26 protein-coding genes and 2 pseudogenes are annotated in these 25,129 nt (G+C 50.9%); all 28 read left to right on the top strand.

Annotation, left to right across the window (positions count from 1 at the left end):
* Positions 1 to 192 precede the first annotated feature (192 nt).
* Positions 193 to 621: a 50S ribosomal protein L13 gene (gene rplM / locus ACKTS9_RS15420; RefSeq protein ID WP_349214934.1), complete on the top strand. Its 429-nt coding sequence runs from the start codon at positions 193 to 195 to the stop codon at positions 619 to 621.
* Positions 622 to 636: 15 nt separating this feature from the next.
* Entirely contained in the window at positions 637 to 1,035 is a 399-nt protein-coding gene (rpsI, locus tag ACKTS9_RS15415; RefSeq protein ID WP_349214935.1) for a 30S ribosomal protein S9, read from the top strand.
* Between the two features lie 443 nt (positions 1,036 to 1,478).
* On the top strand, positions 1,479 to 2,300 hold the full coding sequence (locus ACKTS9_RS15410) for a ParA family protein (RefSeq protein WP_002576359.1): 822 nt from the start codon (positions 1,479 to 1,481) through the stop codon (positions 2,298 to 2,300).
* Positions 2,257 to 3,183 (top strand): ParB/RepB/Spo0J family partition protein, encoded by a 927-nt coding sequence (locus ACKTS9_RS15405; protein ID WP_002576358.1) that lies wholly within the window; start codon positions 2,257 to 2,259, stop codon positions 3,181 to 3,183. Before ACKTS9_RS15410 ends, ACKTS9_RS15405 begins: the two co-directional genes overlap by 44 nt.
* 12 nt (positions 3,184 to 3,195) lie before the next feature.
* Entirely contained in the window at positions 3,196 to 3,471 is a 276-nt protein-coding gene (locus ACKTS9_RS15400; protein WP_002576357.1) for a DUF5720 family protein, read from the top strand.
* Positions 3,472 to 3,498: 27 nt separating this feature from the next.
* Positions 3,499 to 3,690: a hypothetical protein gene (locus ACKTS9_RS15395; protein ID WP_002576356.1), complete on the top strand. Its 192-nt coding sequence runs from the start codon at positions 3,499 to 3,501 to the stop codon at positions 3,688 to 3,690.
* A 69-nt stretch (positions 3,691 to 3,759) separates the two neighbouring features.
* Entirely contained in the window at positions 3,760 to 4,653 is an 894-nt protein-coding gene (locus ACKTS9_RS15390; protein ID WP_002576355.1) for a DUF6017 domain-containing protein, read from the top strand.
* 48 nt (positions 4,654 to 4,701) lie between these two features.
* A complete protein-coding gene (locus tag ACKTS9_RS15385; RefSeq protein ID WP_002576354.1) occupies positions 4,702 to 5,064 on the top strand; it encodes a hypothetical protein in 363 nt (120 codons plus the stop codon).
* Positions 5,057 to 5,368, top strand: coding sequence for a DUF5720 family protein (locus ACKTS9_RS15380; RefSeq protein WP_002576353.1), 312 nt, complete (start codon positions 5,057 to 5,059; stop codon positions 5,366 to 5,368). The genes ACKTS9_RS15385 and ACKTS9_RS15380 overlap by 8 nt, the downstream gene beginning before the upstream one ends.
* Before the next feature lie 101 nt (positions 5,369 to 5,469).
* Complete coding sequence (locus tag ACKTS9_RS15375; protein WP_002576352.1) at positions 5,470 to 5,970, top strand: PcfB family protein; 501 nt, start codon at positions 5,470 to 5,472, stop codon at positions 5,968 to 5,970.
* A 2-nt stretch (positions 5,971 to 5,972) separates the two neighbouring features.
* A pseudogene (locus ACKTS9_RS15370) lies at positions 5,973 to 6,275 on the top strand (type IV secretory system conjugative DNA transfer family protein); the annotation flags it as partial.
* A gap of 32 nt (positions 6,276 to 6,307) precedes the next feature.
* Entirely contained in the window at positions 6,308 to 8,182 is a 1,875-nt protein-coding gene (locus ACKTS9_RS15365; protein ID WP_407881760.1) for a recombinase family protein, read from the top strand.
* A gap of 78 nt (positions 8,183 to 8,260) precedes the next feature.
* Positions 8,261 to 8,476, top strand: coding sequence for a transposon-encoded TnpW family protein (locus ACKTS9_RS15360; protein WP_002584971.1), 216 nt, complete (start codon positions 8,261 to 8,263; stop codon positions 8,474 to 8,476).
* 134 nt (positions 8,477 to 8,610) lie between these two features.
* Entirely contained in the window at positions 8,611 to 8,907 is a 297-nt protein-coding gene (locus tag ACKTS9_RS15355) for a hypothetical protein (RefSeq protein WP_087348555.1), read from the top strand.
* Positions 8,908 to 9,092: 185 nt separating this feature from the next.
* A complete protein-coding gene (locus tag ACKTS9_RS15350; protein WP_016147289.1) occupies positions 9,093 to 9,926 on the top strand; it encodes a methyltransferase domain-containing protein in 834 nt (277 codons plus the stop codon).
* 131 nt (positions 9,927 to 10,057) lie between these two features.
* Entirely contained in the window at positions 10,058 to 10,354 is a 297-nt protein-coding gene (locus ACKTS9_RS15345) for a DUF3847 domain-containing protein (protein ID WP_016147288.1), read from the top strand.
* A gap of 241 nt (positions 10,355 to 10,595) precedes the next feature.
* Positions 10,596 to 12,104 carry a MobQ family relaxase gene (gene mobQ, locus ACKTS9_RS15340; protein ID WP_216502831.1) on the top strand — a complete coding sequence of 503 codons (1,509 nt, stop codon included), beginning with the start codon at positions 10,596 to 10,598 and terminating at the stop codon, positions 12,102 to 12,104.
* Between the two features lie 15 nt (positions 12,105 to 12,119).
* Positions 12,120 to 14,021, top strand: coding sequence for an AAA family ATPase (locus tag ACKTS9_RS15335; protein WP_118638165.1), 1,902 nt, complete (start codon positions 12,120 to 12,122; stop codon positions 14,019 to 14,021).
* 85 nt (positions 14,022 to 14,106) lie between these two features.
* A pseudogene (locus tag ACKTS9_RS15330) lies at positions 14,107 to 14,835 on the top strand (type IV secretory system conjugative DNA transfer family protein); the annotation flags it as partial.
* A gap of 91 nt (positions 14,836 to 14,926) precedes the next feature.
* Entirely contained in the window at positions 14,927 to 16,807 is a 1,881-nt protein-coding gene (locus ACKTS9_RS15325) for a recombinase family protein (RefSeq protein WP_204889798.1), read from the top strand.
* A 26-nt stretch (positions 16,808 to 16,833) separates the two neighbouring features.
* Positions 16,834 to 17,187: a TnpV protein gene (locus ACKTS9_RS15320; protein ID WP_407881759.1), complete on the top strand. Its 354-nt coding sequence runs from the start codon at positions 16,834 to 16,836 to the stop codon at positions 17,185 to 17,187.
* Positions 17,188 to 17,344: 157 nt separating this feature from the next.
* Positions 17,345 to 17,992 carry a TetR/AcrR family transcriptional regulator gene (locus ACKTS9_RS15315; protein ID WP_087235873.1) on the top strand — a complete coding sequence of 216 codons (648 nt, stop codon included), beginning with the start codon at positions 17,345 to 17,347 and terminating at the stop codon, positions 17,990 to 17,992.
* Positions 17,993 to 18,127: 135 nt separating this feature from the next.
* Positions 18,128 to 18,724 (top strand): MptD family putative ECF transporter S component, encoded by a 597-nt coding sequence (locus tag ACKTS9_RS15310; protein ID WP_075877490.1) that lies wholly within the window; start codon positions 18,128 to 18,130, stop codon positions 18,722 to 18,724.
* Entirely contained in the window at positions 18,724 to 19,443 is a 720-nt protein-coding gene (locus ACKTS9_RS15305; RefSeq protein ID WP_075877489.1) for an energy-coupling factor transporter transmembrane component T, read from the top strand. Before ACKTS9_RS15310 ends, ACKTS9_RS15305 begins: the two co-directional genes overlap by 1 nt.
* Before the next feature lie 11 nt (positions 19,444 to 19,454).
* Entirely contained in the window at positions 19,455 to 20,939 is a 1,485-nt protein-coding gene (locus ACKTS9_RS15300) for an ABC transporter ATP-binding protein (RefSeq protein WP_407881758.1), read from the top strand.
* The gene (locus ACKTS9_RS15295) at positions 20,936 to 22,690 is read left to right on the top strand and encodes an ABC transporter ATP-binding protein (protein WP_118425562.1); all 1,755 of its coding nucleotides are present in this window, start codon (positions 20,936 to 20,938) and stop codon (positions 22,688 to 22,690) included. Before ACKTS9_RS15300 ends, ACKTS9_RS15295 begins: the two co-directional genes overlap by 4 nt.
* A gap of 3 nt (positions 22,691 to 22,693) precedes the next feature.
* A complete protein-coding gene (locus ACKTS9_RS15290; protein WP_087235883.1) occupies positions 22,694 to 24,424 on the top strand; it encodes an ABC transporter ATP-binding protein in 1,731 nt (576 codons plus the stop codon).
* Between the two features lie 125 nt (positions 24,425 to 24,549).
* Entirely contained in the window at positions 24,550 to 24,927 is a 378-nt protein-coding gene (locus ACKTS9_RS15285) for a metal-dependent transcriptional regulator (protein WP_407882143.1), read from the top strand.
* The last annotated feature ends 202 nt before the right edge of the window (positions 24,928 to 25,129 follow it).

Here is a 25,129-nt window from a genome sequence, read left to right as displayed (position 1 = left end):
TTAAAAATCGCACATTAGAAAACAAGAGAAAACAAGAGATTGAGAGAGATTGAGAGAGATTGAAATGCATAAATTAAAAAATTAAGAAAAAGGTATTGACGCGAAGCATACTTTTCGCTATAATCAAATCTGCACGATTTCAAAAGCAGGATTTTTATACCTGTTTCGAGACAATTTTAGGAGGATATACACATGAGCACAACTCTTGCAAAAGCTGGCAAAGTTGACCGCAAGTGGTATGTGATCGACGCCGCTGGCAAGCCCCTCGGCCGTACCGCTGCCACCGCCGCCGTTCTGCTGCGCGGCAAAAATAAGGTCACCTTTACTCCCAATGTGGACTGCGGCGACCATGTTGTCATCATCAACTGCGACAAAGCGGTTCTGACCGGCAGCAAACTGACCAAGAAATATCACTATCATCACAGCGGCTGGATCGGCGGCATGAAAGCTGTTCAGTACCGTACTCTGATGGCTGAAAACCCCGAGAAGGCTATGATGCTGGCTGTTAAGGGCATGCTGCCCGGCAACTCTCTGGGTGCCAGCGCGCTGAAACGTCTGCGCGTGTACAAAGGCAGCGAGCACGGCCACGCTGCTCAGAAGCCCGAAGCTTATACACTGTAACAGGAGGCAAACGAGATGTACGAGACGAAATCTTATTTCTACGGCACTGGTCGCCGTAAAAACTCTGTTGCCCGTGTTCGTGTATACAACGGCACCGGCAAGATCACCATCAACGACCGCGATATCGACGAGTATTTCGGTCTGGAGACCCTGAAGCTGGTTGTTCGTCAGCCTCTGGCCCTGACCGGCCTGGAGAACAAGTTCGACATCGTTGTCCGCGTTTCCGGCGGCGGTGTTTCCGGACAGGCTGGCGCCATCCGTCATGGTCTGTCCCGCGCTTTGCTGGTTTATGACGAGAACCTGCGTCCGGAGCTGAAGAAAGCCGGCTTCCTGACCCGCGATCCTCGTATGAAAGAGCGTAAAAAGTACGGCCTCAAGGCTGCCCGTCGCGCTCCCCAGTTCAGCAAGCGCTAAACTTTATCAAAAGTGGTCAAAAACCCCGGAACTACGCGGTTTCCGGGGTTTTTCCTTTTCAAATGGTTTGACGCAATTTGACAGAACGAAGCCTCTTTTAACCCGTTTTCTATGGGTTAAATGGTGGACAACCACCCCAAAAAGAGGGCTTATGGGTTAAAAAATAGGACAACCGAGACGCGATTTTGGGATGCCAAGGGGATGTTTATTTATACATCTCCAAGAGACCTTTTTCGTGAAAACGGTTTGTCTGAATTTGACCTAATTTGAACAAAAGAGAATAAATCTAATCGCCAAGCGCTCAGTATTTTCTACTGGGCGCTTTTTGCGTTTCCGGGGAATTTCATTCCGGGATAAGAAAAGGCCGTCACTTTCAATTTTTGAAGTGGCGGCTTTTTCTATTTCCAGAAGCCATAGAACAATTCAGAAATGAGGTGAAGTCATTGAACACGCAAATCATCGCCATCGCCAACCAGAAAGGCGGCGTTGGCAAGACAACCACCTGCGCGAACCTGGGGATTGGGCTGGCGCAGGCCGGAAAGAAAGTGCTGCTGATCGACGGGGACCCGCAAGGCAGCCTGACCATCAGCCTGGGCCACCCCCAGCCGGACAAGCTGCCCTTTACCCTGTCCGACGCGATGGGCCGTATCCTGATGGACGAGCCGCTGCGCCCCGGCGAGGGTATCCTGCACCACCCGGAGGGCGTTGACCTGATGCCCGCAGACATCCAGCTCTCCGGCATGGAGGTCTCCCTGGTGAACGCCATGAGCCGAGAGACCATCCTGCGGCAGTATCTGGACACGCTCAAGGGACAGTATTCCCATATCCTGATTGACTGCCAGCCATCCCTGGGTATGCTCACGGTCAACGCCCTGGCCGCCGCCAACAGGGTCATAATCCCCGTTCAGGCGGAGTACCTGCCCGCCAAGGGCCTGGAACAGCTGCTCCAGACCGTAAACAAGGTGAAGCGGCAGATCAACCCCAAGCTCCAGATCGACGGCATATTGCTGACGATGGTGGACAACCGCACCAACTTCGCCAAGGAGATTGCCGCCCTGCTGCGGGAGACCTATGGCAGCAAAATCAAGGTGTTCGGCACCGAGATTCCCCATTCTGTCCGGGCAAAGGAGATCAGCGCCGAGGGCAAAAGCATTTTTGCCCATGACCCTAATGGCAAGGTGGCCGAGGGCTATAAGAATCTGACCAAGGAGGTGATAAAACTTGAAAAGCAGCGCGAAAAAAGTAGAGCTGGCTCCATACGATGATTTGTTTTCCACCGAGGAAAGCCGCCAGGATGCCAAGCTGGAGAAGATACAGGAAATTCCGCTGTCTGAGCTGCACCCATTTAAGGGGCATCCCTTCAAAGTCAAGGATGACGAGGCCATGATGGAGACCGCCGACAGCGTTCGGCAGTATGGTGTTCTGGTTCCGGCGATCGCCCGCCCGGACCCGGAGGGCGGCTATGAGCTGGTTGCCGGTCACAGGCGGCACCGGGCCAGTGAGCTGGCCGAGAAAGAAACCATGCCTGTCATTGTCCGAGACCTGGACGATGATGCTGCCACTATCATCATGGTGGACAGCAACTTACAACGTGAAAGCCTGCTCCCCAGCGAAAGGGCCTTTGCTTACAAGATGAAGCTGGAGGCTATGAAACACCAAGGCGCACGGGGGGACTTAACTTCGTCCCAACTTGGGACGAAGTTGCGTGCAGATGAATTGTTGGCGCAGCAGGCTGGTTCGAGTAGGAACCAGGTGCAGCGCTATATCCGCCTGACGGAGCTGATTCCCGAACTGCTGGATATGGTCGATGAAAAGAAAATCGCCCTCAATCCGGCTTATGAGCTGTCCTTTCTCAAAAAAGAAGAACAGCGGGATTTGCTGGACGCGATGGACAGCGAACAGGCTACCCCCTCTCTCTCCCAGGCTCAGCGACTCAAGAAATACAGCCAGGAGGGACATCTGACCCTCGATATGATGCGCGTCATCATGGGTGAGGAAAAGAAAAGTGATCTCGACAAAGTGACTTTCACCTCCGACACCCTGCGGAAGTATTTCCCCAAAAGCTATACGCCCCAGCGGATGCAGGAAACCATTATCAAACTGCTGGAGGCGTGGCAGAAGAAGCGCCAGAGAGACCAGGAACGATGAAAGGAGCCGCCTATGAGGGATATTTCAGCCCGTGAGCTGAAAGGACACAATATCTTGGCCGTAGAGCGTTTTCAGGACAGCACCCGCTGGATGATCGAGTTTTCCGTTCAGCGCCCTTGTTCCTACGGCTGCCCCGGCGATGATATGCGGCTGTTTCTTACGGAGGACGGGTATCAGGCCGCCCTCGTAAGCCAGAAGCGTCGGGAAATCAAAATCAAGCGGTATGCCCGTGTGATCGAGGGCCATGTGCTCGACTTCAAACCGGACAAGCGCCGCCGCCACCCGTAAACTCATTATCACTACGAAAGGAAAGGAATGAATATGTGTACTGTCCAGAGCATCAAAGATGCCATCCGGGAAAGTTGCCAGTCCCAGTATGATATGGAATCCACCGACATTGACCGGGTTTTGCAGACCCTCCCGTTTTCGGAGCATGAGCCGATGTTCAGTCATCCGCCGAAGTACAAGCGTCCTTACCGGCCCTGGCAGAACAACAAAAACAGCTGAAAGCCACAGTCTTTTTCACGAAGGATTGTGGCTTTTTTCATGCCCTAAAATTAGAAAGGAGTGAAGTCAATGGCCGTTTTTCGCATTGAACGGACCAAAGATTATACCGTGATGAGCAATCATCACCTGCGGAACCACGAACTATCCCTCAAGGCAAAGGGGCTTCTTTCCATGATGTTATCCCTGCCTGATGACTGGAACTATACTACCCGTGGACTTGCGAAAATCTGCAAGGAGGGCGTTGATGCCATCGGCAGTGCGCTGCGGGAGTTGGAAACCGCCGGTTACATCGTGCGGAACCAGCTGCGGGACCAACAAGGCCGGATCAGCGACACCGAGTATGTGATTTATGAGAAACCCCAGCCCAGGCAGCCAGAAACGCCAAGGCCGGATACGGCTGTACCAGATACGGCTTCACCAGATACGGAAAACCCGTATCTGGATAAACCGGATACGGAAAAGCCCGCAGAATTAAATATAGAGAAACCAAATACTCAAAAACAAAATACTCATGGAGCAAGTACCGATTCCATTCCCTTCCGGGAAACAGCGGCAGCACAGCTGCCGGAACGGAAAGGAAGGGATGCGATGTCTGTCTCAGAGATAGAAAATTATCGGGAATTGATTCTGGAGAACATCGAGTATGACTATCTGTGCAGAGAGTTTTCGACCTACCGTGAGGACCTGGACGAGATTGTGGAGCTGATGGTGGAGACCGTTTGTGCCAAACGTAAAACCACTCGGATCGCTGGCAGCGACTTTCCCCATGAAGTCGTGCGCTCCCGGTTCTTGAAGCTGGATAGCGAGCATATCCGATTTGTCATGGACGGTATGCAGAAAAACACCACGGAGGTCCGCAATATGAAACAGTATTTGCTTGCAGTGCTGTTCAACGCGCCCACCACGATCAGCAATCACTACACCGTACAAGTCAATCACGATATGAACACAGGCGGCTGGTAAACAGCCGCTTTTCTGTTGCCCGGCAATACCGGGAGAAAGGATTTTGCCATGAAACGACCTCTTGCCTACATTACGGCTCCCTGGAGCAACAACCAGTATGAGAACGCCGAGAACGCTGCCACCTACTGCCGCCAGGTGTACGACGCCGGGTATTCGCCCATCTGCCCGGTTCTGTTCTTGTCCACCTTCCTCAAGGACGAGATTCCCCAGGAACACAAGGACGGGCTGGATATGGCGCGAGACTATCTGCGCCGGTCCCATGTGCTGGTGGTCTGCGGCCACGGCATCGACGAGACCGTGAAGAATGACATCGCCACCGCTGAGCGCCTGCGGATCACCGCTACCACCCTGGACGGTATCCTGACTGTGAAAGGCCAGGGACGCGGGAAAGGAGGTGCGCGCCATGCCTGAGCGTAAGACCGTGGGCCAGCTGATGGAGGAAATGCGGCTCAAGGCCGGGGCGCAGAACTACCACGGCCATGAGTACATGGATTTGGAGCGGTTTGCCGAGGACACCCGGCACATGATTATCTTCGATGTGCTGACCCACGATTCGCCGGTGGGCTGGAAAGGCGAACGGACCCGCCTGTTTCTGACGGAGGCCGGATACCAGAAAAGCCTGGAGAACCAGGAAAAGGGCCACATCAAGATTCTCAGCCATGCCAAGGTGCGCCAGGGACATCTGTACTATGACCGCTCCGATCAGCTGCGTTGAAAGGAGCCTGCCATGATGAAATACCTGCTGCGGCGGCTGGTGGTCCCGCCTTAGTATCAAGCGCCACCCCTGCAAAATCCGTGGAAAGGAGGCGATGACCTATGCAGGAGGAAGTGGAAAACAGGACTTTGACGCTGGTAGTCAGCGGAACAAAGTTTACCGGGCGGCTGTTTAAGGCCGCCATCACCAAGTACCTTGCCCACCGCAAGGAAAAGAAGCTGCAAAAGCAGAAAAGCCGGGATACCCCCGTGATTCCCCACGGCAAACAGACGGTGAAGCAGCTGATCGGCCAGAATCAGGGCGTTTCCAACATCGAGATCACCGACCCCTCCATCAAGGAGTTTGAAAAGATCGCCCGGAAATACGGCGTTGACTATGCGGTGAAGAAGGACCGCAGCAGCTCCCCGCCCAAGTACCTGATCTTTTTCAAAGGCCGCGATGCGGATGCCCTGACCGCTGCCTTTACCGAGTACACCGGCAAGAAGGTCAGAAAGGCGCAGAAAACAGAGCGTCCGTCCGTGCTGGCAAAGCTGAGCCAGTTCAAAGAGCTGGTGAAACACGCCGTTGTGGACCGGAACAAGCGGAAGGAGCTGGAACGATGAAGATGAAAAAGCAACTTGACATCAAAAAGCTCCTTTTGCTGAATATGCCCTATATCCTGATGGGGCTGTTCGCAACCAACTTCGGTGAAGGATGGCGGATGGCCGTGGGTGCGGACGCTTCGGCAAAAATGCTTTCGTTCTTCTCCACGCTGCCGGTGGCGCTGGCCAGCTGGTGGCCCAGCCTGCACCCTTTGGACCTGCTGGTGGGGCTGTGCTGCGGCGCTGGCCTGCGATTGGCCGTGTATCTCAAAAGCAAGAACGCCAAGAAGTACCGGCACGGTATGGAGTATGGCAGCGCCCGCTGGAGTGCATAATTTTAAGTGTAAAGGAAGCCTATATGGACGCACAGGAGGTTATGCACATGACTGATTATAGTAAAATTACAGCCCTTTACTCCCGCCTTTCCGTGGGCGACGAGGACAGGGACGGCGGTGAGAGTAACTCGATACAGAACCAAAAAATCTTTTTGGAGAACTACGCCAGAGGGCAGCACTTAACCAATATCCGGCACTACATTGACGATGACGAAAGCGGCAGATTTTTCGACCGCTCCGCCTACTCCCGCATGATAGAGGACGTAGAAAACGGTAAAATCGGCGTGTGTATTATGAAAGACATGACCCGCTGGGGGCGCGACTATCTCCAAGTCGGCAACGCTATGGAGATATTCAGACGGAACAATGTGCGCTTTATCGCGGTCAACAACGGGATAGACAGCGAGAAGCCCGACACATTGGAGTTTGCGCCCTTTATCAACATCATGTCGGAGTGGTACGCAAAGGACATCAGCAAGAAAGTAAAGACCGGCATTAAGACGAAGGGCATGAGTGGAAAGCCGATTGCCACCGAAGCTCTCTATGGCTATGTCAAATCCCCGGACAACAAGGATTTTTGGATAATCGACGAGGAAGCCGCCGGAGTTGTCCGTTTGATTTTTCGCCTGTTTCTGGACGGGAAAAACCGCAACCAAATCGCCGTATATCTGACGCAGGCGCAAATCCCAACGCCCACATTCTACATGAAAGAGCGCGGGCGGGGAACGTGCAAAAACAGGGCGCTCAATGAGGATAACCGTTACAAGTGGAACAAAGCCACTTTGACCCATATCCTTACACGGCAGGAGTATTGCGGCGATGTAGTCAACTTCAAGACTACAAAGCATTTCCGGGACAAGCGGAACCACTATGTAGACCGGAGCCAATGGCAGATAACCGAAAATGTGCATGAGCCGATTATTGACCGCGCCGACTTTGAAACCGCACAGCGGATTTTGGAAAACGCGCCCGTCAGACGCCCCAACGGGGACGGGGAAATCCACCCTTTGTCGGGCTTGCTTTTCTGTAAGGATTGCGGCGCAAAAATGCACATCCGCATAGATTATCGGAATGGCGGCAAGCGTCATGTTGCCTATTGCAGCGAGTACCACAAGGGAAAAGCCAAAAACCCCAAATGCAATTCCCCGCACATCATTGACGCGGATTTGCTCATGCAGACCATCGCGGAAGTGCTGAAGAAAATCGAGGACTATTCTATCAGCAACTGGGCGGAATTTGAAGCCTTAGTGAAAAAGAACCTTGCCATGCAGCAGACCGACAAGACCAAGAAACAGCAGAAGCGTATCCCGCAAATCACGACGCGCCTTGAACAGATTGACAAGGTGCTGAACAAGCTCTATGAGGACAACGCCCTCGGCACGATCCCGCAAGACCGCTATGAGCAAATGTCGCAGAAGTATTCAGAAGAATACTATGCGCTGAAAGCGGAGCTTGCCGAGCTGCAAGAGCAGCTATCCGCTTTTGAGAACGCGGGCGGACGGGCGCAGAAGTTTTTGAAGCTGACGGAACGCTACGCTGCCTTTACCGACCTGACCCCCGCCATTCTCAACGAGTTTATCAGCCGGATTGAAGTGCATGAGCGCGACAAGAAAAGGGCAAAACAAGCCATTCAGCACATCGGGATATATTTCAACTATATCGGCAAATTTGAGAACGAAGTGACACAGCTTACAGAGCCAACGGAGCAGGAAATCCGGCAAATGCGGGAGGAAATCGAAGAAGCCAAAAAGGAAAAGAGCCGCGCCTATCACCGGCAGTATTCAAGGGAGTACCGGGCGCGAAACCTTGAAAAGCAGCGGGAGTATGACCGTATCAAGGCGCGGGAATACCGGGCAAGGAGAAAGGCGCAGACCGCCGCCGCACAGCCCGCACAGTAAAACAGAATAACCGACAACCAAGAGGGATTTTCCGGCTACGGGAAGTCCCTCTTTTGCGCCCGGAGAAAGGAGCCGCCTATGACAGAACAGAACGGGACGCCCACCGCGCCCCGGAACCCCGACAGTATTATCACGACGCAGAGAAACGGGCAGACTATTGTTGCGGAGTTATTTTTCAATCACAGCAGCACAGAAACATTCCGCGACAAGCTGCTCAAGACGATACTTGCCGACAGTTCGTGTTTATCTGCGTCTGACGGTCAAGAGCCGGAAAAATCGGAAATCTTGCGATAACAGCCGCCCCGACGAACCATTCCACGTCCGGGCGGTTTTTATCGTCAAAAACGCCGTTTTCTCCAAGTCAAGAGCCGGAGAAAACACCCGAAAAATGCCCCTATTGCGTAACAGGGGCACAGAAAGGAGTTTGCATGAGAACAGGGCTTACCAAGCAGGAAAAGACCACCGATATTTGGTTTGACGAGAAAGACCCCCTTATCCATATCCGCACCCACAACACCGCCTTGAAAAAGCGTCTGCTTGCATACAGCCGCCGTTATCCGGCGATCTGCCAGCAGACTGACGCAGACCCGGAAACGGGCTGCATGGAGTTTGACATTGAGAAAGGCCGCTTCTCTTTCCGTCTGACCGCCCCATACAGCGAGGAACGGCGGGAAGCGGCGCGGCGGTACGCCAGAGAGAGCAACGCCGCCGACAGGCTGAAATAGAGTGGAAATGTTCATAGTTTTGTGCTATACTTTTTCTAAAAGCAGAGTAATACTGCGGAATTGATTGGAGGACAACACAATGGTTACATTTATGAGATTAAGATAAAACCGCGAGTTATGTTGCGGTTATCCGTACTGCATAACTCGCTTATTGAAGCAGAGATGTAATTACGGAGGAAAAACAAATGAATAATAATTTATCACGCTTTGCAGACAGCAAGGTTTATTTTCAATGCCCAATTTGCACAAAATCAATGGATATACAAGGCAATAGCCTAATTTGTAGACATGGACATTGCTTTGATATTTCAAGATATGGGTATGTAAATTTGTTGTTAAAATCATCGCCCAAAACCAACTACAGCAAGCGGTCTTTTGACAACCGGCACCAAATTTTGGAGTATGGCATGTATGATGTTGTGTTGGAGAAAATCATACAGTTTATTTCTGATACGCCATCTATAAGAAACATTTTAGATGTTGGTTGCGGCGAGGGTTTCTATGCAAGGCAGATACAGCAAAGAACAGAACGAAACATCTTTGCTTTTGACTTGTCAAGGGAGGCAATACAGATTGCATCAAAAAAAGACAAGCGCAAAGCAGTGAAGTGGTTTGTTACTGACTTATCAAAAATCCCTTTGAAAGACGGAAGTATGGATTGTATTTTAGACATATTTTCGCCTGCACACTACAAAGAATTTCAGCGATTGCTATCTCCTAACGGATATGTTGTGAAAGTAATTCCTACGAAAAATCATTTGAGGGAAATTAGGACTAAAGTGCAAGCACACTTGAAAAATCCAGATTATTCAAATGAGTCTGTCGTTGAATATTTTGAGAAATATCTTAAAACCATTTCAAGAGAAACGGTTTCAGCCACCGTACAGTTGTCATCAGAACAAAGAATGTCGTTTATTGAAATGACGCCGCTTCTCTTTTGCGTTGAAAAAGATTGCGTTGATTGGTGTACTCTCACACATTTGACAATCGAAGCTGATGTTTTAATAGGAATGTATTAAAGGGCGTATTGATATTTAATATTCCCATTTATTGAGCAGAACGGAGTAAACCAAACACCCTAATCAAAAGGACAGCCGAGGAAATCGACTGTCCTTTTTCTATGCCGACAGGTAGAAAGGAGTGACCACCCATGACGAAACCGAGAGAAAAAAACCGCGAGGAATTGCAAGCCGAGATTGAGGACGGGAAGAAGAAAATCCGGCAGCTTGAAAACCGGGAAAAGGTGTTGCGGCAAAAGTTATCCCAAGAGGAACGCAGGACGCGCAGCCATCGGCTGATCGTCCGGGGTGCGGTCTTTGAGAGCATTGTGCCGGAAGCCAAGACCATGACCGACGAGGAAGCCGCCGCCTTTCTCCGGCTTGCCTTGACGAGCGAGGAAGCGCGGGCTTATCTGAAAAAACGCACCAAGGGCGGGAAAAGCGAATAATCCCTTTGGCACAAAGGGCGCACTTATACACCCTTACGGGTGCGTGCGCTCTGCCGAGGGCTTGTCGGCACAGAGAGAAAGCCGCTTGCTTCCCTCTCTGACCGACATTGGCGGCTTTGCCGCAACAAGGGGCTGCACCCCTTGCGCCGCTTACGCGGCTATCCCTGCACACCCACAAAAACAGTACACCCGCCGTTGGCGTCTGTACCATTTTTGCGGGTTTTATTATCCTATCCGGGAGGTGATACCCATAGCCATCTACCATTGTAATATCAGCATTGTCAGCCGGGGCAAGGGCAAATCAGCCGTTGCCGCAGCCGCCTACCGAAGCGGCGAAAAGTTGACAAATGAGTGGGACGGAATGACCCACGACTACACCCGCAAAGGCGGTGTTGTCCATACGGAAATCCTACTGCCGCCCAATGCCCCGCCCTCTTTCTCTGACCGTTCAACCTTGTGGAACAGCGTGGAGCTTTACGAGAAAGCCGGGAACGCCCAGCTTGCCAGAGAGATTGACGCGGCGCTTCCCATAGAGTTATCCAGAGAGGAACAGATCCGGCTTGTCCGGGAATACTGTTCCTCTCAATTTGTTTCCAGAGGAATGTGCGTTGATTTTGCCATTCACGACACCGACAGCGGCAACCCCCATTGTCATATCATGCTTACCATGCGCCCCCTTGACGAGCGCGGCGCGTGGGCGGCGAAGTCCAAAAAGGAATATGACCTTGACGAGAACGGCGAGCGCATACGCTTACCAAGCGGCAGATACAAGACACACAAAGTTGACCTCACAGGCTGGAACGACAAGGGCAACGCGCTTTTGTGGCGCAAGGCGTGGGCGGATATTTCAAACGTCTACCTTGAACGCGCCGGAAGCCCGGAGCGTATCGACCACCGCAGCAACGCCGAGCGCGGCATTGACGAGCTGCCCACCGTCCACATGGGCGTAGCAGCTTGTCAAATGGAGAAGAAAGGCGTAGCCACCGAGAAAGGCGAGCTGAACCGGAATATCCAAAAAGCAAACCGCCTTATCCGGGAAATCCGGGCGCAGATTGGAAAGCTCAAAGAATGGATTGGCGAACTGTTCAAGGCGCGGGAAACCGCCCCGGAGCAGCCCCCGCAATCCCCCGGCCTTGCAAATCTGCTGATGAAGTATTTAAGCGTTCAGAGAGAAAAGAGCCGGAAGTATTCGCAGAGTTGGCAAAGGCAGCACACCGCCGACGAACTGAAAACCGTTGCAAAGGCGGTCAACTATCTTTCCGAGCATGGCATTTCCACCCTTGACGAGCTGGACGCTGCCCTTTCCTCTGTCAGCGACCAAGCCGACGCTATCCGGGAGGGCATGAAAACCGCCGAGAAGCGCATGAAAGAATTGCAAAAGCTGATTGAATACGGGAAGAACTACACCGAGTACAAGCCCATTCACGACGAGCTGAAAAAGCTGAAAAATGGCTGGACGAGCAAGCGCGACAAGTACGAGGAAGCCCACCGCGCCGAGCTTACGCTATGGAACGCAGCGAGCCGCTATCTCCATGCAAATCTGCCGAAAGGGACAAAGACCTTGCCTATCTCTGAATGGGAAAAAGAGTACGCCACTCTCAGCGGGCAGAGAACAGCGGAATATACCAAGCTGAAAGAAACCCGCGCCGAGGTTGCCGAGCTGCACAATATCCGCAAGTGTGTTGACATTGCGCTGAAAGCCGACCAGCCGGAGCAGACCCGCGCCAAGCGGCACGACTTAGAACGATGAAAGGAGTTGAGCTTTTTGTATTACACCCAAGAACAGATAGACCGGGCGAACCAAGCCGACCTTGTTTCTTTCCTGCAATCACAGGGCGAGCAGCTTACCCGCGCCGGGAATGAATACCGCTGGAAACGGCACGACAGCTTGACCGTCCGGGGAAACAAGTGGTACAGGCACAGCCAGAGCAAGGGCGGCGGCCCCGTTGATTTTGTTATGGAGTTTTTCGGCAAGAGCTTCACCGAAGCCGTAGAACTTCTCACAGGAGAAAAGGGAGCCGCACCGCCGCCGGACAGACCTTGCCCCGCGTCCCTATCCGACTTCCGGCTACCGCCCCCAAACAGCGACAACCGAACAGCGAGGAACTACCTCACAACAGCCCGCCGCATTGATGAAGATGTGACGGGCTTTTTCTTTGCCCGCGGCGATATTTACGAGGACGCAGCCCACCACAACGCCGTATTTGTGGGGCGGGACGAGGACGGAATACCGCGCTACGCCCACAGCAAAGGAACGGCGGGAAACTTCCGGCTTGATGTGAAAGGCAGCGACAAAGCCTTTAACTTCTGTTACCGGGGCGAGGGCGAAAGATTGTTTGTCTTTGAAGCACCCATTGACCTGATCTCTTTCCTCTGCCTGTTCAAAAAGGAATGGCAGAAGCAAAGCTACCTGTCATTGGGCGGCGTGGGAGAAAAAGCCCTGCTCCGCTTTCTCTCTGACCGTCCGAACATCAAGACCGTTTACCTCTGCCTTGACAGCGATGAAGCCGGAAACGACGCTTGCAGCCGCCTTGTGAAGCTCATGCCGGAGGGCTTGACCGTCCACCGCCTTGTGCCGCTTTACAAGGACTGGAACGAGGTATTGCAGCACCGGGCAGAAATCACAGACGGGAAGTATATCCGGGAAGCGGTTTACGGATTGAAAGAGCCGCCGCAGGAAGAAACCGTCGAGATTATCCGCATGAGCGAGGTTGACACACAGACCGTTGAATGGCTATGGGAGCCGTATATCCCCTTTGGGAAAGTAACCATTGTGCAAGGCAACCCCGGCGAGGGCAAGACCACCTTTGCCCTACGCCTTGCCGCCGCCTGCACCACCGGGGGAACGCTGCCGGGAATGAAGCCCTTGCCGCCATTCCAAGTGATTTACCAGACCGCCGAGGACGGGCTGGGCGATACTGTCAAGCCCCGCTTGATAGAAGCCGAGGCCGACCTTGACCGCGTGCTTGTGATTGATGAAGCCAAGCGGGAGCTTACCCTCTCCGACGAGCGCATAGAAAAGGCAATCACGCAGAACGGGGCGCGGTTGATTATCCTTGACCCCATACAGGCGTACATGGGCGAAAAGACCGATATGAACAGGGCAAACGAAGTGCGCCCCATGTTCCGCCGCCTTGCCGATGTTGCCGAGCGTACCGGGTGCGCCGTTATCCTTATCGGACACTTGAACAAAGCTGCCGGAGGGCAGAGCGCATACCGGGGCTTAGGTTCTATTGACTTCCGCGCCGCAGCAAGGAGCGTCCTGCTGATCGGGCGCGTGAAGCGGGAGCCGAATGTGCGTGTTATCGTCCATGACAAATCTTCCCTTGCGCCGGAGGGCAAGCCCGTTGCCTTTTGCCTTGACCCGGAAACAGGCTTTTCATGGATAGGCGAATACGACATAACCGCCGACGAGCTGCTATCCGGCGCGGGCGGGAACACCGCCACCAAGACCGAGCAAGCCGAGAAGCTGATACTTGACCTGCTTGCAGACGGGAAAGAGCTTGCCAGCGAGGACATTGTAAAGGCCGCAGCCGAAGCCGGAATATCCGAGAGGACGGTACAGAACGCCAAGCGCAACATGGGCGGCATTTTAGGCGCAAGGCGTGTCGGCGGACAATGGTATAACTTCATCAAGAAGAAGCAGCCACCCGAACCCGCAAGTTGAAAGTGCAAAACGCAGACCCTTTGCACTTTGCACTTTCGCACTTTCACAAGAATTTGCGTCAATAACTCAAAAAAGCACTTGACAAAACGCTTCATGGGGCACCCATGAGGACATCGCACCCTACATCGACCCGGTGTTCCAGAACAATGTGATTCTGACTAAAACCGAGAGCCTGACCATGAACAGCCGCCCCAAGGACCCCAAGACCGCCAGAAACAAAAATGTGCTGGTGATCGGTGGCTCCGGTTCCGGCAAGACCCGCTTCTGGCTGAAACCGAACCTGATGCAGATGCACAGCTCCTATGTGGTGACAGACCCAAAAGGCACCATCCTGGTGGAGTGCGGCAAAATGCTTCAGCGCGGCACACCCAAGCTGGGCAAGGACGGCAAGCCCATGAAGGATAAGCACGGCAAGGACATCTATGAGCCTTATCGGATCAAAGTCCTCAATACCATCAACTTCAAGAAGTCCATGCACTATAATCCCTTTGCCTACATCCACTCCGAAAAGGACATCTTGAAACTGGTCACGACGCTGATCGCCAACACCAAGGGCGAGGGCAAGGCCGGGGACGATTTTTGGGTTAAGGCCGAGACGCTTTTGTACTGCGCCCTCATTGGGTATATCCACTACGAGGCCCCGGTGGAGGAACAGAATTTCTCCACCCTCATCGAGTTCATCAACGCGATGGAGGTCCGGGAGGATGACGAGGAGTTCAAGAACCCCGTGGACCTGATGTTTGACGCGCTGGAGGCAGAGAAGCCCAACCACTTCGCCGTCCGTCAGTACAAAAAGTACAAGCTGGCTGCGGGAGATGTATGCTCTAAGTGACTTCTTAATCATGGTTTTTGTCATGGTTAGTGAAGCAGTCACTTAGAGTATTTTCATTTCAGGAGGTACAGCCATGAGAAACGAGAAAATCACCCCACTGTATGAGCGGTTGAGCCGCGATGATGAATTACAGGGCGAGAGCAACTCCATAAGCCATCAAAAGCAGATGTTAGAGGAGTTTGCCCGCAGGAATGGGCTGCCAAACCCTACCCACTTCACCGATGACGGCGTATCGGGAACCCGCTTTGACCGTCCCGGCTTTCTGGCGATGATGGAGGAAGTCGAGGCCGGACGAGTGGAGGCCATTGTTATCAAAGACATGAGCCGCCTGGGGCGTGACTATCTGAAAGTCGGCCAGGTCATGGAGATTTTGCGGCAGCGCGGCGTCCGGCTGATCGCTATCAATGACGGTGTAGACAGTCTGAAAGGCGATGATGATTTTACCCCGTTCCGCAACATCATGAACGAGTTTTATGCCCGCGACACCAGCCGGAAAATCCGCTCTGTGTTCAAATCCAAAGGTATGAGCGGCAAGCACCTAACCGGCACTGTCATTTACGGCTATTTGTGGGACGAAAAGCGGGAACACTGGCTTGTTGACGAAGAAGCCGCCGAAGTGGTACGCCGCATCTTTTCCCTGACGATGGAGGGCTACGGCCCCTATCAAATCTCCAAGCTGCTGTCCGAGGCAAAGGTTGAAATCCCCGCTGTCCATCTAGCCCGCTTTCACGAGGGCGTAAACAGGTCAAAGCCGGTCAAAGACCCCTACGGCTGGGGATCGTCCACCATTGTGAACATCCTGAAAAAGCGGGAATACCTGGGCCATACTATCAATTTCAAGACCCGCAAGCACTTCAAGGACAAGAAAAGCCACTATGTTGACGAAAGCGAGTGGACGATTTTCGAGAATACCCATGAGGCCATCATCGACCAGGAAACCTTTGACAATGTGCAGCGCATCCGGGCGAATGTCCGGCGCTACCCGGACGGCTGGGGCGAGGCCCACCCTTTGACCGGCCTGATGTACTGCGCCGACTGCGGCGGCAAGATGTATGTCCATCGCGTCAATAACGGCAAGCGTGACCCACAGTTTACTTGCAGCCAGTACAGCAAGTACCCTATCGGCGCCCTTTGCCCCACACAGCACCGCATCCGGGCCGAGGCCGTCCTGACCCTGATAACCGATATGCTCCGGGCCATCGCGGAGTATTCCAAAAATGACCGGGCCGAGTTTATCCGCACCGTCCAGGAAACGCAGGCCGCCCAGCAAACCGCCGACATATCCAAAAAGCGGAAACGGCTGGCCGCCGCCCAAAAGCGGGCCGGGGAACTGGAAAAGCTGATTTGCAAAATCTATGAGGACAACGCCTTGGGTAAGCTGCCGGACGCCCGGTATGAGGCCCTGGACGCACAGTATGCCAAAGAGCAGGACGCTCTCCATGCGGAAATCACGGAACTGGAAAAGGCCGTTACCGGCTATGAGCAGAGCCGGAAATCTGCGGAGAAGTTTATTGCCCTGATTGATAAGTACGAGAACTTCGACACGCTGACAAACACCATGCTCAACGAGTTTGTAGAGAAAATCCTTGTCCATGAGCGCGCCCGGAAAGGCAGCCAGGATACCACGCAGGAGGTTGAAATCTACTTCAACTTTGTGGGCCGGTATATCCCGCCCGCCTTGCAGCCGGTTCCCCTGACCCCGGAGGAACAGGAAGAACTGCGGAAGAAGGAGGAACGCAAAGACAGGCTTCACCAGAACTACTTGCGCCGCAAGGCCAATGGCAAACAGAAGGAATGGGAAGAACGCTACAACGCCAAGCGCAGGGCCCAGGTGGAGGCAACAAAGGCCGCGATCCGGGCCGAGGACATGGAAAAGGGCGTTTTTATCCCCGTCAGCCAGTTACCCAGGCAGGAGCCGCGCAAGGCCGCTTTACCGGCCAGCGCCGCAGTTTAACCGTCACAGTGCAAAGGAGGATGAACATGAGCAAATTGACTTACATCCGCTGCGGGGATTACTACATCCCCAACCTGAAACTTTCCGAGCAGCCGGAGGCCCCCATCGGCAAGTATGGCCGTATGCGGCAACGCTACCTGAAGGAACACCGGCCTGGCCTTTACAGCAGCTTGATTTTGAGCGAAAAGCTGTACCCGCACCTGTTGGAGATTGACCGGGCGGCGCATGAACGGATGGACGCCATGTTGCCCCGCATGATGGAGGCGGCAGGCGTCACCGAGGAATTGAAAGCCCGTGACCCTATGCGCTGGGTGGGGCTGATGAACACGCTGAAAGCACAGGTGGAGGAAATTGTTTTAGATGAGTTAATTATGGCTTAACAGCATCGAACAGGCGGATTTTTTCCGCCTGTTACATTATTTTCCGTTAGCATTAACAACCAAACATAGAAAGACCATCTTGACTATCTGATCTTTCTATGCTATATTTAGACCATCGGTTTAGACCGGTGGACTAAAACAAGAAGGAGGTGAGCCTATGGCCAAGATGATTGAAGGCGTAACGGAGAATATTCTCAAGTGTGCCAAAGAAGAATTTCTTGCCAATGGATACGAGAACGCTTCTTTGCGTAATATTGCCGAAAAAGCAGGCACAACGAAAAGCTCCTTGCTCTATCGGTATTCGGACAAGGAGGCGTTATACCACAGTATTGTCCAGCCTGTTGCTGATGGCTTTTGCGAGTTGTTACAAAAAACGCTGGCCGGGTTTGAGGCTTTAGAGCCGGAAGAACAAAAAGCACAAATCAATAGCTACTCCAATGGCAAATTTTCAAAGCTGATGGATTTTGTTTTCGCTCATCTTGATGAATTCAAAATCATGCTTCTCAGCGGCGAAACAAATTGCTATCAGGAGTTTATGCACAGAGTGGTTGCGATTGATATACAGACCACTTTGCAATACATTGAAAAGACTGGAAACGATGCGATTTCTTCTGGCCGGTTGACAATGGAATTGGCCCACCTGCTATCGAGCGCTTTTTATACGGGCCTTTTTGAAACCGTTATCCATGATATGACCAAAGAAGATGCTAAAAAGCACATACAAAGTATGAGCTGGTTCTTCAATGCCGGATGGAAAACGATTTTTGAAGGCGGGAAAGTAGGTGATGTCATGTGGCCGGATTAAAGCCGCCCGAATGATCTGCGTATAGGCGCTTTCACACAATCTTACAGCCGATGGTTTGATATGAGAATATTCAAAGCGTCGGCTACATTTTGACAAATAGGTTAGCAGCAACTAACAAACAAAGGAGGATATTTTATGGAAAACAATGTGCAAACCTCAAAAATTGGCGTGCGCGATCTTGTAAATGTCGCAATCTTCACGGTCATTTATTTTGTGATCTTCTATGTGTGTGCAATGACCGGCTTTGTTCCGGTGATGGCTGTTTTTTATCCTGTGCTGACAGCGATCATTGCAGGCATACCCTGCATCCTTTTCTACACGAAGGTAAAAACCTTCGGCCTTGTGACAATCATGGGTGTGCTTCTGGGCCTTATCTTTTTCCTGATGGGATATGGATACTACGCTCTGATTACCGGCATTGTCTTTGGCTTGCTGGCAGATGTCATTATGAAGGCTGGAAAATATAAAAGCTGGAAAGCGATGCTGGCAGGCTATGCAGTTTTCAGTGTTTGGCAGGTCGGGACACAGCTCCCCATGTTTATCATGGGCGATGCTTATGTTGAAATGTATCGTGCCAGCCAGGGTGATGCCTTTGCAGATAGCCTCGCAGCCTTAGTGCAGGGCTATATGGTTCCAGTTGTCATTCTTGCAACTGCTGTCGGCGGTGTCATCGGCGCTTTGATTGGCCGCGCTGTCCTAAACAAGCATTTCAAACGGGCGGGAATTGCATAATGAGTGGTAAGGTATCAACGAATACGCAGCAAGCCGTTATCAATCTTGACCCAAGGACAAAACTATATACCTTAATGGTGTTCAGTCTTGTCATGGTTCCATCGTCTGAAAGCGAACTTGATACCATTTTGAAAATCGTGTTTGCAGGGCTGGCTTTCCTGATGTTGATAAACATCAGGAGGCCCGGCCTTGCCGCGGTTTATGCGGCGGCCTATTGTGCCGCTTATGGGGCAAATGGGCTACTGGCGTACATATCTGGAATGAGCCTTTTAGGTATTATCATTCGCTTGTTAGTCGAGGTGGTGCTTCGTATGATGCCCACCCTGTTTATCGCCATGAGTTTTTTACAGACAACAAAAGTCAGCGAGTTTGTGGCGGCGATGGAAAAAATGCACATTACCAGAAAAATCACAATCCCTTTCGCTGTGATATTTCGCTTCTTTCCTACGGTGGCGGACGAGTACCACAGTATTCAGGATGCAATGAAAATGCGCGGTATTGGAGTTAGTAAAGGGCCGATTGCCATGTTGGAATACAGGCTCGTACCGCTGATTGCTTCTGTTGTGCAAATTGGTGACGAACTATCCGCTGCCGCCGTTGCACGCGGCCTCGGCGTAGATACGGAAAGAAGTAATTATTGCAAAATAAAGATCAAAGGATTGGACATCCTTTTGATGGTTCTGTTAACTGCTGCACTTATTCTCTATTACTTGTTTTAAGGAGGGGCACGATGATCGAACTGAAAAATGTGTCCTTCCGCTATAAGGACAGCGAACAGGACAATTCTCTTACGAATGTAAATCTGTCTATTCACGATGGAGAAGTTGTCCTTATATGTGGAGGATCAGGGTGCGGAAAAACAACAATCACACGGCTATTGAATGGCCTTATTCCCAGCTTTTATGAGGGGCAGCTCACTGGTGAAGTCCTGCTTAATGGAGAAAACATCTCGAAGCAGCCGATCCATAAGGTAGCCCGAAAGGTTGGCTCTGTTTTTCAAAACCCGCGCACACAATTTTTTAATATTGACTCTACCAGTGAACTGATTTTTCGATGTGAAAATCTGGCTGTACCTGTTGAGCAAATCAGCCAGTATTTAGAAAACGCAATCAATGAATTTGGAATTGGAGAACTTGTTGGGCGAAATCTATTCCATCTGTCTGGCGGTGAAAAGCAAAAGATAGCCTGTGCCTCAGTTTCCATTCCCATGCCGGACATTTTTGTTTTGGATGAACCCACTTCTAATTTAGACTGGCGCTCAATCTGGATGCTGAAAGATATTATCATGCGATGGAAAGCCCAGGGAAAGACCGTTATTGTTGCTGAACATCGGCTTAGTTATTTGAAGGGTGTGGCAGATCGGGTTGTTTATATGAACGATGGAGAAATCAAAGAAGATATGCCCGCTGATACATTCTGGAGCCTGTCAGCAGATGAAATCAAGCGCCGTGGGCTGCGATCCATATCGCCAGTGTCTTTTGGCTCCAATGCCAGAACACCGTATAGTTCGGACTGCTATTCTGTGAAAGATTTATCGTTTCATTACAAGGATGGCGTTGGGATTGAAATACCGACCTTATCTATTCCGAAAGGTGCGATTGTTGGAATTATCGGGGAAAATGGAGCTGGAAAAACAACTTTTGCCCGTTGCCTGTGTGGGCTTGAGAAACGGGCAAGAGGCTTGTTCTCGTTCGGAAGTAAAACATACAGCAACCGGCAGCGGCTGAAAATCTGCTATCTGGTTATGCAGGATGTCAATCATCAGCTTTTTACAGAAAGCGTTGAAGATGAAATCTCCATAAGCGTGGAACATACGGACGATGCTCAGCGTGAAGAAATAGTTGATGAGATCCTGCATGATATGGATTTAACTGCATTAAAAAGTATCCATCCCCTTTCGTTATCTGGCGGGCAAAAACAGCGCGTGGCGATTGGAAGTGCCATTGCATCAAAAAAAGAAATTATGGTTTTTGATGAGCCGACAAGCGGTTTGGACTATCGGCATATGTTGGAGGTTTCAAATTGCCTCAAGAAATTAAGCGCCATAGGGAAAACATCGCTGATTATTACCCATGACCCGGAATTGATTGCAGAATGCTGTGACTATTTCATTTTTATTGAGGATGGGACTGTGAAATGGTATGGGCCGTTTGATACACAGAACGGACAGCATGTTCAACAATTTTTCGGTTCTGAGGAAGGAGGGGCTTTATGAAGCAGAAAGAAGATAATCCAATAAAAACTCTTTTTGAGTTTTCCGGCGATGCCAAGGGAAAGATGCCGCTGTCTGTAATTTTGACAGTTCTGTCAGAGTTATTTGGTATGCTCCCCTATTTGACCGCCGCCATGCTTGCCAACGAAGTTTTCGCAGGTACAGCAACGATACATAGTACACTGATTTGGGCCGGAATTGCCGCAGCAGGTATCATTCTCAAAACTCTGCTCGGTATTGTTGCATCCAGCCGCAGCCATAAGATTGCATTTACCATTTTGTGCAATATTCGGTGTGCGATTGCAGAAAAAATGCGAAAGGTTCCAATGGGTGTCATGCTGGAAACGCCATCCGGCGTATATAAAAATCTCATCGTAGATAATGTTGCAAAATTAGAAGATGCGATAGCGCATTTTATCCCCGAAATCCCTTCAAATATCGCAGCTCCGGCAGCCTGCATTGTTTTGTTGTTTGCGTTGGACTGGCGCATGGGATTGGCGTCACTCATTACAATTCCTCTTTGCATCCCTTTTATTTTCGGGATGCTTCGCGGATATGGTGAGAAAATGGAAACCTATCTGCGTAGCGGAAACGAAATGAACGCAGCGCTGGTTGAATATGTTGGAGGCATCCAGGTCATAAAAGCCTTTAGCCGTACAGGAGCATCTTTTGGCAAGTTTTCTAATTCAGTGAACTTTTTCCATGACAGTACGCTTGATTGGTGGCGGCAATGCTGGTTTTGGATGGCTGCGGTAAAGGCAATTCTTCCATCGACAATGCTGGGAAGTCTGCCCATTGGTGCATACCTCTATATGAACCAGCAGATTTCACTTCCGATCCTTGTTGCGTGCATTATCATCCCCATTGGTGCGATTGCGCCTTTGATGAAGCTGGCAAGTGCCGGTGAAATGCTGACAACGATTACCGCCAATCTGAAGCCCGTCAAAGATTTCCTCGCAACGCCGGAACAAAAACGGCCGGATGCGAAAGTTGAATTTGACGGAAGTGCATATTCTTTTGAGAATGTTTCGTTTTCCTATAACGATACCAAAGAAGTGCTTCATGGCATATCTTTCCAGACAAAACCAGGAACTATGACCGCTATCGTTGGGGCTTCCGGTTCTGGCAAATCAACGATTGCAAAGCTGATGGCTGGATTTTGGGATGCGACTTCCGGTATCGTTCGTTATGGTGGAAAGGACATAAAAGACATTCCATTCGATCAGCTGATGCAGGAAATCAGCTATGTGGCGCAGGATAACTTTTTGTTTAATAAGTCTATTCGAGAGAATATTCGCATGGGAAACCCACAAGCGTCTGATCAGGAAGTAGAGGCTGCGGCCAAAGCCGCAAACTGCCATGACTTTATTATGAAATTGCCGCAAGGGTATGATACCTTTGCCGGTGATGCGGGAGATCGGCTTTCAGGGGGCGAACGCCAGCGCATTACGATTGCAAGGGCTATGCTGAAACAGTCAAACCTTATCATTTTGGACGAGGCAACTGCCTACGCTGATCCCGAAAGCGAGGCTCAAATCCAAGAGGCTGTTGGGCGTCTTGTTCACGGCAAAACTCTTGTGGTTGTCGCCCACAGGCTTTCTACTATTCAAAATGCGGAGCAAATTCTTGTCGTTGATAAGGGAAATATTATTGCCAGAGGAACACAGAAAGAATTACTGGAACAGTGTCCACTGTATCATCGAATGTGGCAGCAGTATGTCGGAGCATCAAATCTGGAAAAGAAGGAGGGATAGGCAATGGTTGCTATGATTAAAAGAATACTCAATCTGGCGGGAAAGCATAAATCAAAAATCTTGCTGGGCATCCTCTTTAATTTCCTGAAAAGCGTATGTATGGCAATGGTTTTATGGGCGGTTTATATTGTTGCCTCTGATCTGGACAGCCTGACAATGGATGTAATCTGGAAAGCTTTTGCTGTCTTGTGTATCAGTGTGCTGGGCCGTTTCTTTTTTCAGTGGCTTATGGATATTTCCATGAGTGCTAAAGGCTTTGATATATTCCGTGATTACAGACTTCATGTCGGCTCCCTCATGCGAAAAGCACCTATGGGATATTTTTCTGAGCAGCGTTTGGGAAGTATTCAGAATGTACTTACAACGACAGTAACGGAGTTGGAACAATATTCCATGATGGCGGTCACTGATCTGACCAGCGGAGCGTTGATGGCGCTGGTAATGATCGTTTTCTTTCTATTTTCCGTTCCTGTTTTTGCAGTAATCACCCTTGCAGGTTCCATTGTCGGCATCTTAATTCTTCATGCTATTGGACAAGTTGCAAGGGAACACGCGCCGAAAGTATTGGCGGCGCAAGAAGATATGACGACTCAGGCGTTGGAATATATCCGGGGAATTGCGGTGCTTCGTGCCTTTTCCCAAGCGGATGGTAGCGAAAATGCCGTTTATGCCTCTTTTCGCAAAAAGAAAGAAGCTGATCTTGCACAGGAACACGCTTCTATGGCTTTGATGAAATGGTACTCTGCTGTTTACAAGATAACCGGCAGTGTTTTGATGTTAGCCGCCGTTCTTTTGTATCTGGCGGGAAGTTTATCGTTGCCGTGGTGCCTCATGGTGATTGTCAGCGCCTTTATCATTTTTTCCGAAATGGAGCAGATGGGAAATGGTGCGTTTCTTTCCCGTGTCGTCACCGCTGGCTTAAACCGCCTTGAAGAAGTTACTAACATCCCGCAGATGGACACAACATCAAATAAACTTGTCCCGAAACGGTTTGATATTGAGCTTCGGGATGTATCTTTCGGATATGAAAAGTCCCGAAAAATTATCGACCATGTTTCTCTGCTTATCCCACAGGGAACTACCTGCGCGATTGTGGGGCCATCTGGATCAGGTAAAACAACCCTTTGCAACCTGATTGCCCGCTTTTGGGATGTTCAAGAAGGTCAGGTTCTTGTGGACGGGCAGGATGTAAAAAATTACACTGCTGATAGCCTTATGCAATATATCAGCATGGTCTTTCAAAGCGTCTACCTTTTCAATGATACCATTGAGAATAATATTCGCTTTGGCAATCCTGATGCAAGCCATGAGCAAATCGTGGAGGCAGCAAAAAAGGCTCAATGCCATGACTTTATCGTATCTTTGCCCGAAGGATATAACACAAAGGTGGGTGAAGGTGGCTCTACTTTGTCTGGCGGTGAAAAGCAGCGTATTTCCATAGCGAGAGCCATTTTGAAAGATGCTCCAATCATTATCCTGGATGAAGCAACATCCAGCGTTGACCCGGAGAATGAACATGAACTGTTGGCAGCGATTGAACAGCTTACAAAGGGAAAAACACTGATTTCCATTGCACATCGCTTATCAACAGTAAAAAATGCCGATCAGATTGTCGTTATATCGGATGGCAAAGTGGCGCAAAAAGGAACGCACGCAGAACTGATTTCTCAAGATGGAATTTATAGTCGTTTTTGGAAACAGCGTGAACTGGCAAGTGGCTGGAAACTAAAGTGATTTCTTTTGCATAAACATCAGAACCTATTATTCTTGAAAGGGGGCGTGCCAAGGTGTTTTCTTTGATTATTCGTGAAGCATGGGAAGAATTGCAACAAAAACAGGCAAAGGAGCGCAAAGAGTTTATGAAGCCCGTAATAACTCCGTCCGGGGAGGACTACCTGGAAACCATCCTTGTTCTCCAAAAGAAACTCGGTATGGTACGCTCCGTAGATGTGGCCCGGCACATGGAGGTGTCAAAGCCAAGCGTGTGCCATGCAGTGGCTACCTTGCGGGACGGCGGCTTTCTTACAATGGATGAAGATCACTTTCTCCATCTGACCGATGTGGGCCGCGAGGTTGCCGAAAAAATCTATGAGCGCCATTGCTTCTTTACCGAGCAGCTTATCGCCGCAGGCGTTGACCCAAAAACTGCGGAGGCCGATGCCTGCCGGATTGAACACATCATCAGCGATGAGAGCTTTTCGCGGCTGAAAGAGGCAGCCGCACAAGACCAAGAATAAACCGAATAAGCCAAGCGATCCTGCCCCGACCAACGGGGAAAAGAAAAAACCGTTGCAGGGCAGGTAGCTTCGTGCGCCTATAATGGATTTTCAGGGTACTGCGGCGGTTTTGAGTACATCAAGGCCGCCGTTCCTTATGCTCTCGACAAAGGAGTGACGCCTACACGCTGACACGGCGGCTTTAGGAGGGAGCCGCCATGAA

Origin of the sequence: Owariibacterium komagatae (genome assembly GCF_045865535.1) — a bacterium.
Taxonomy (GTDB): Bacteria; Bacillota; Clostridia; order Oscillospirales; family Ruminococcaceae; genus Ruthenibacterium; species Ruthenibacterium komagatae.
This window is presented reverse-complemented; position numbering and strand designations above follow the sequence as displayed.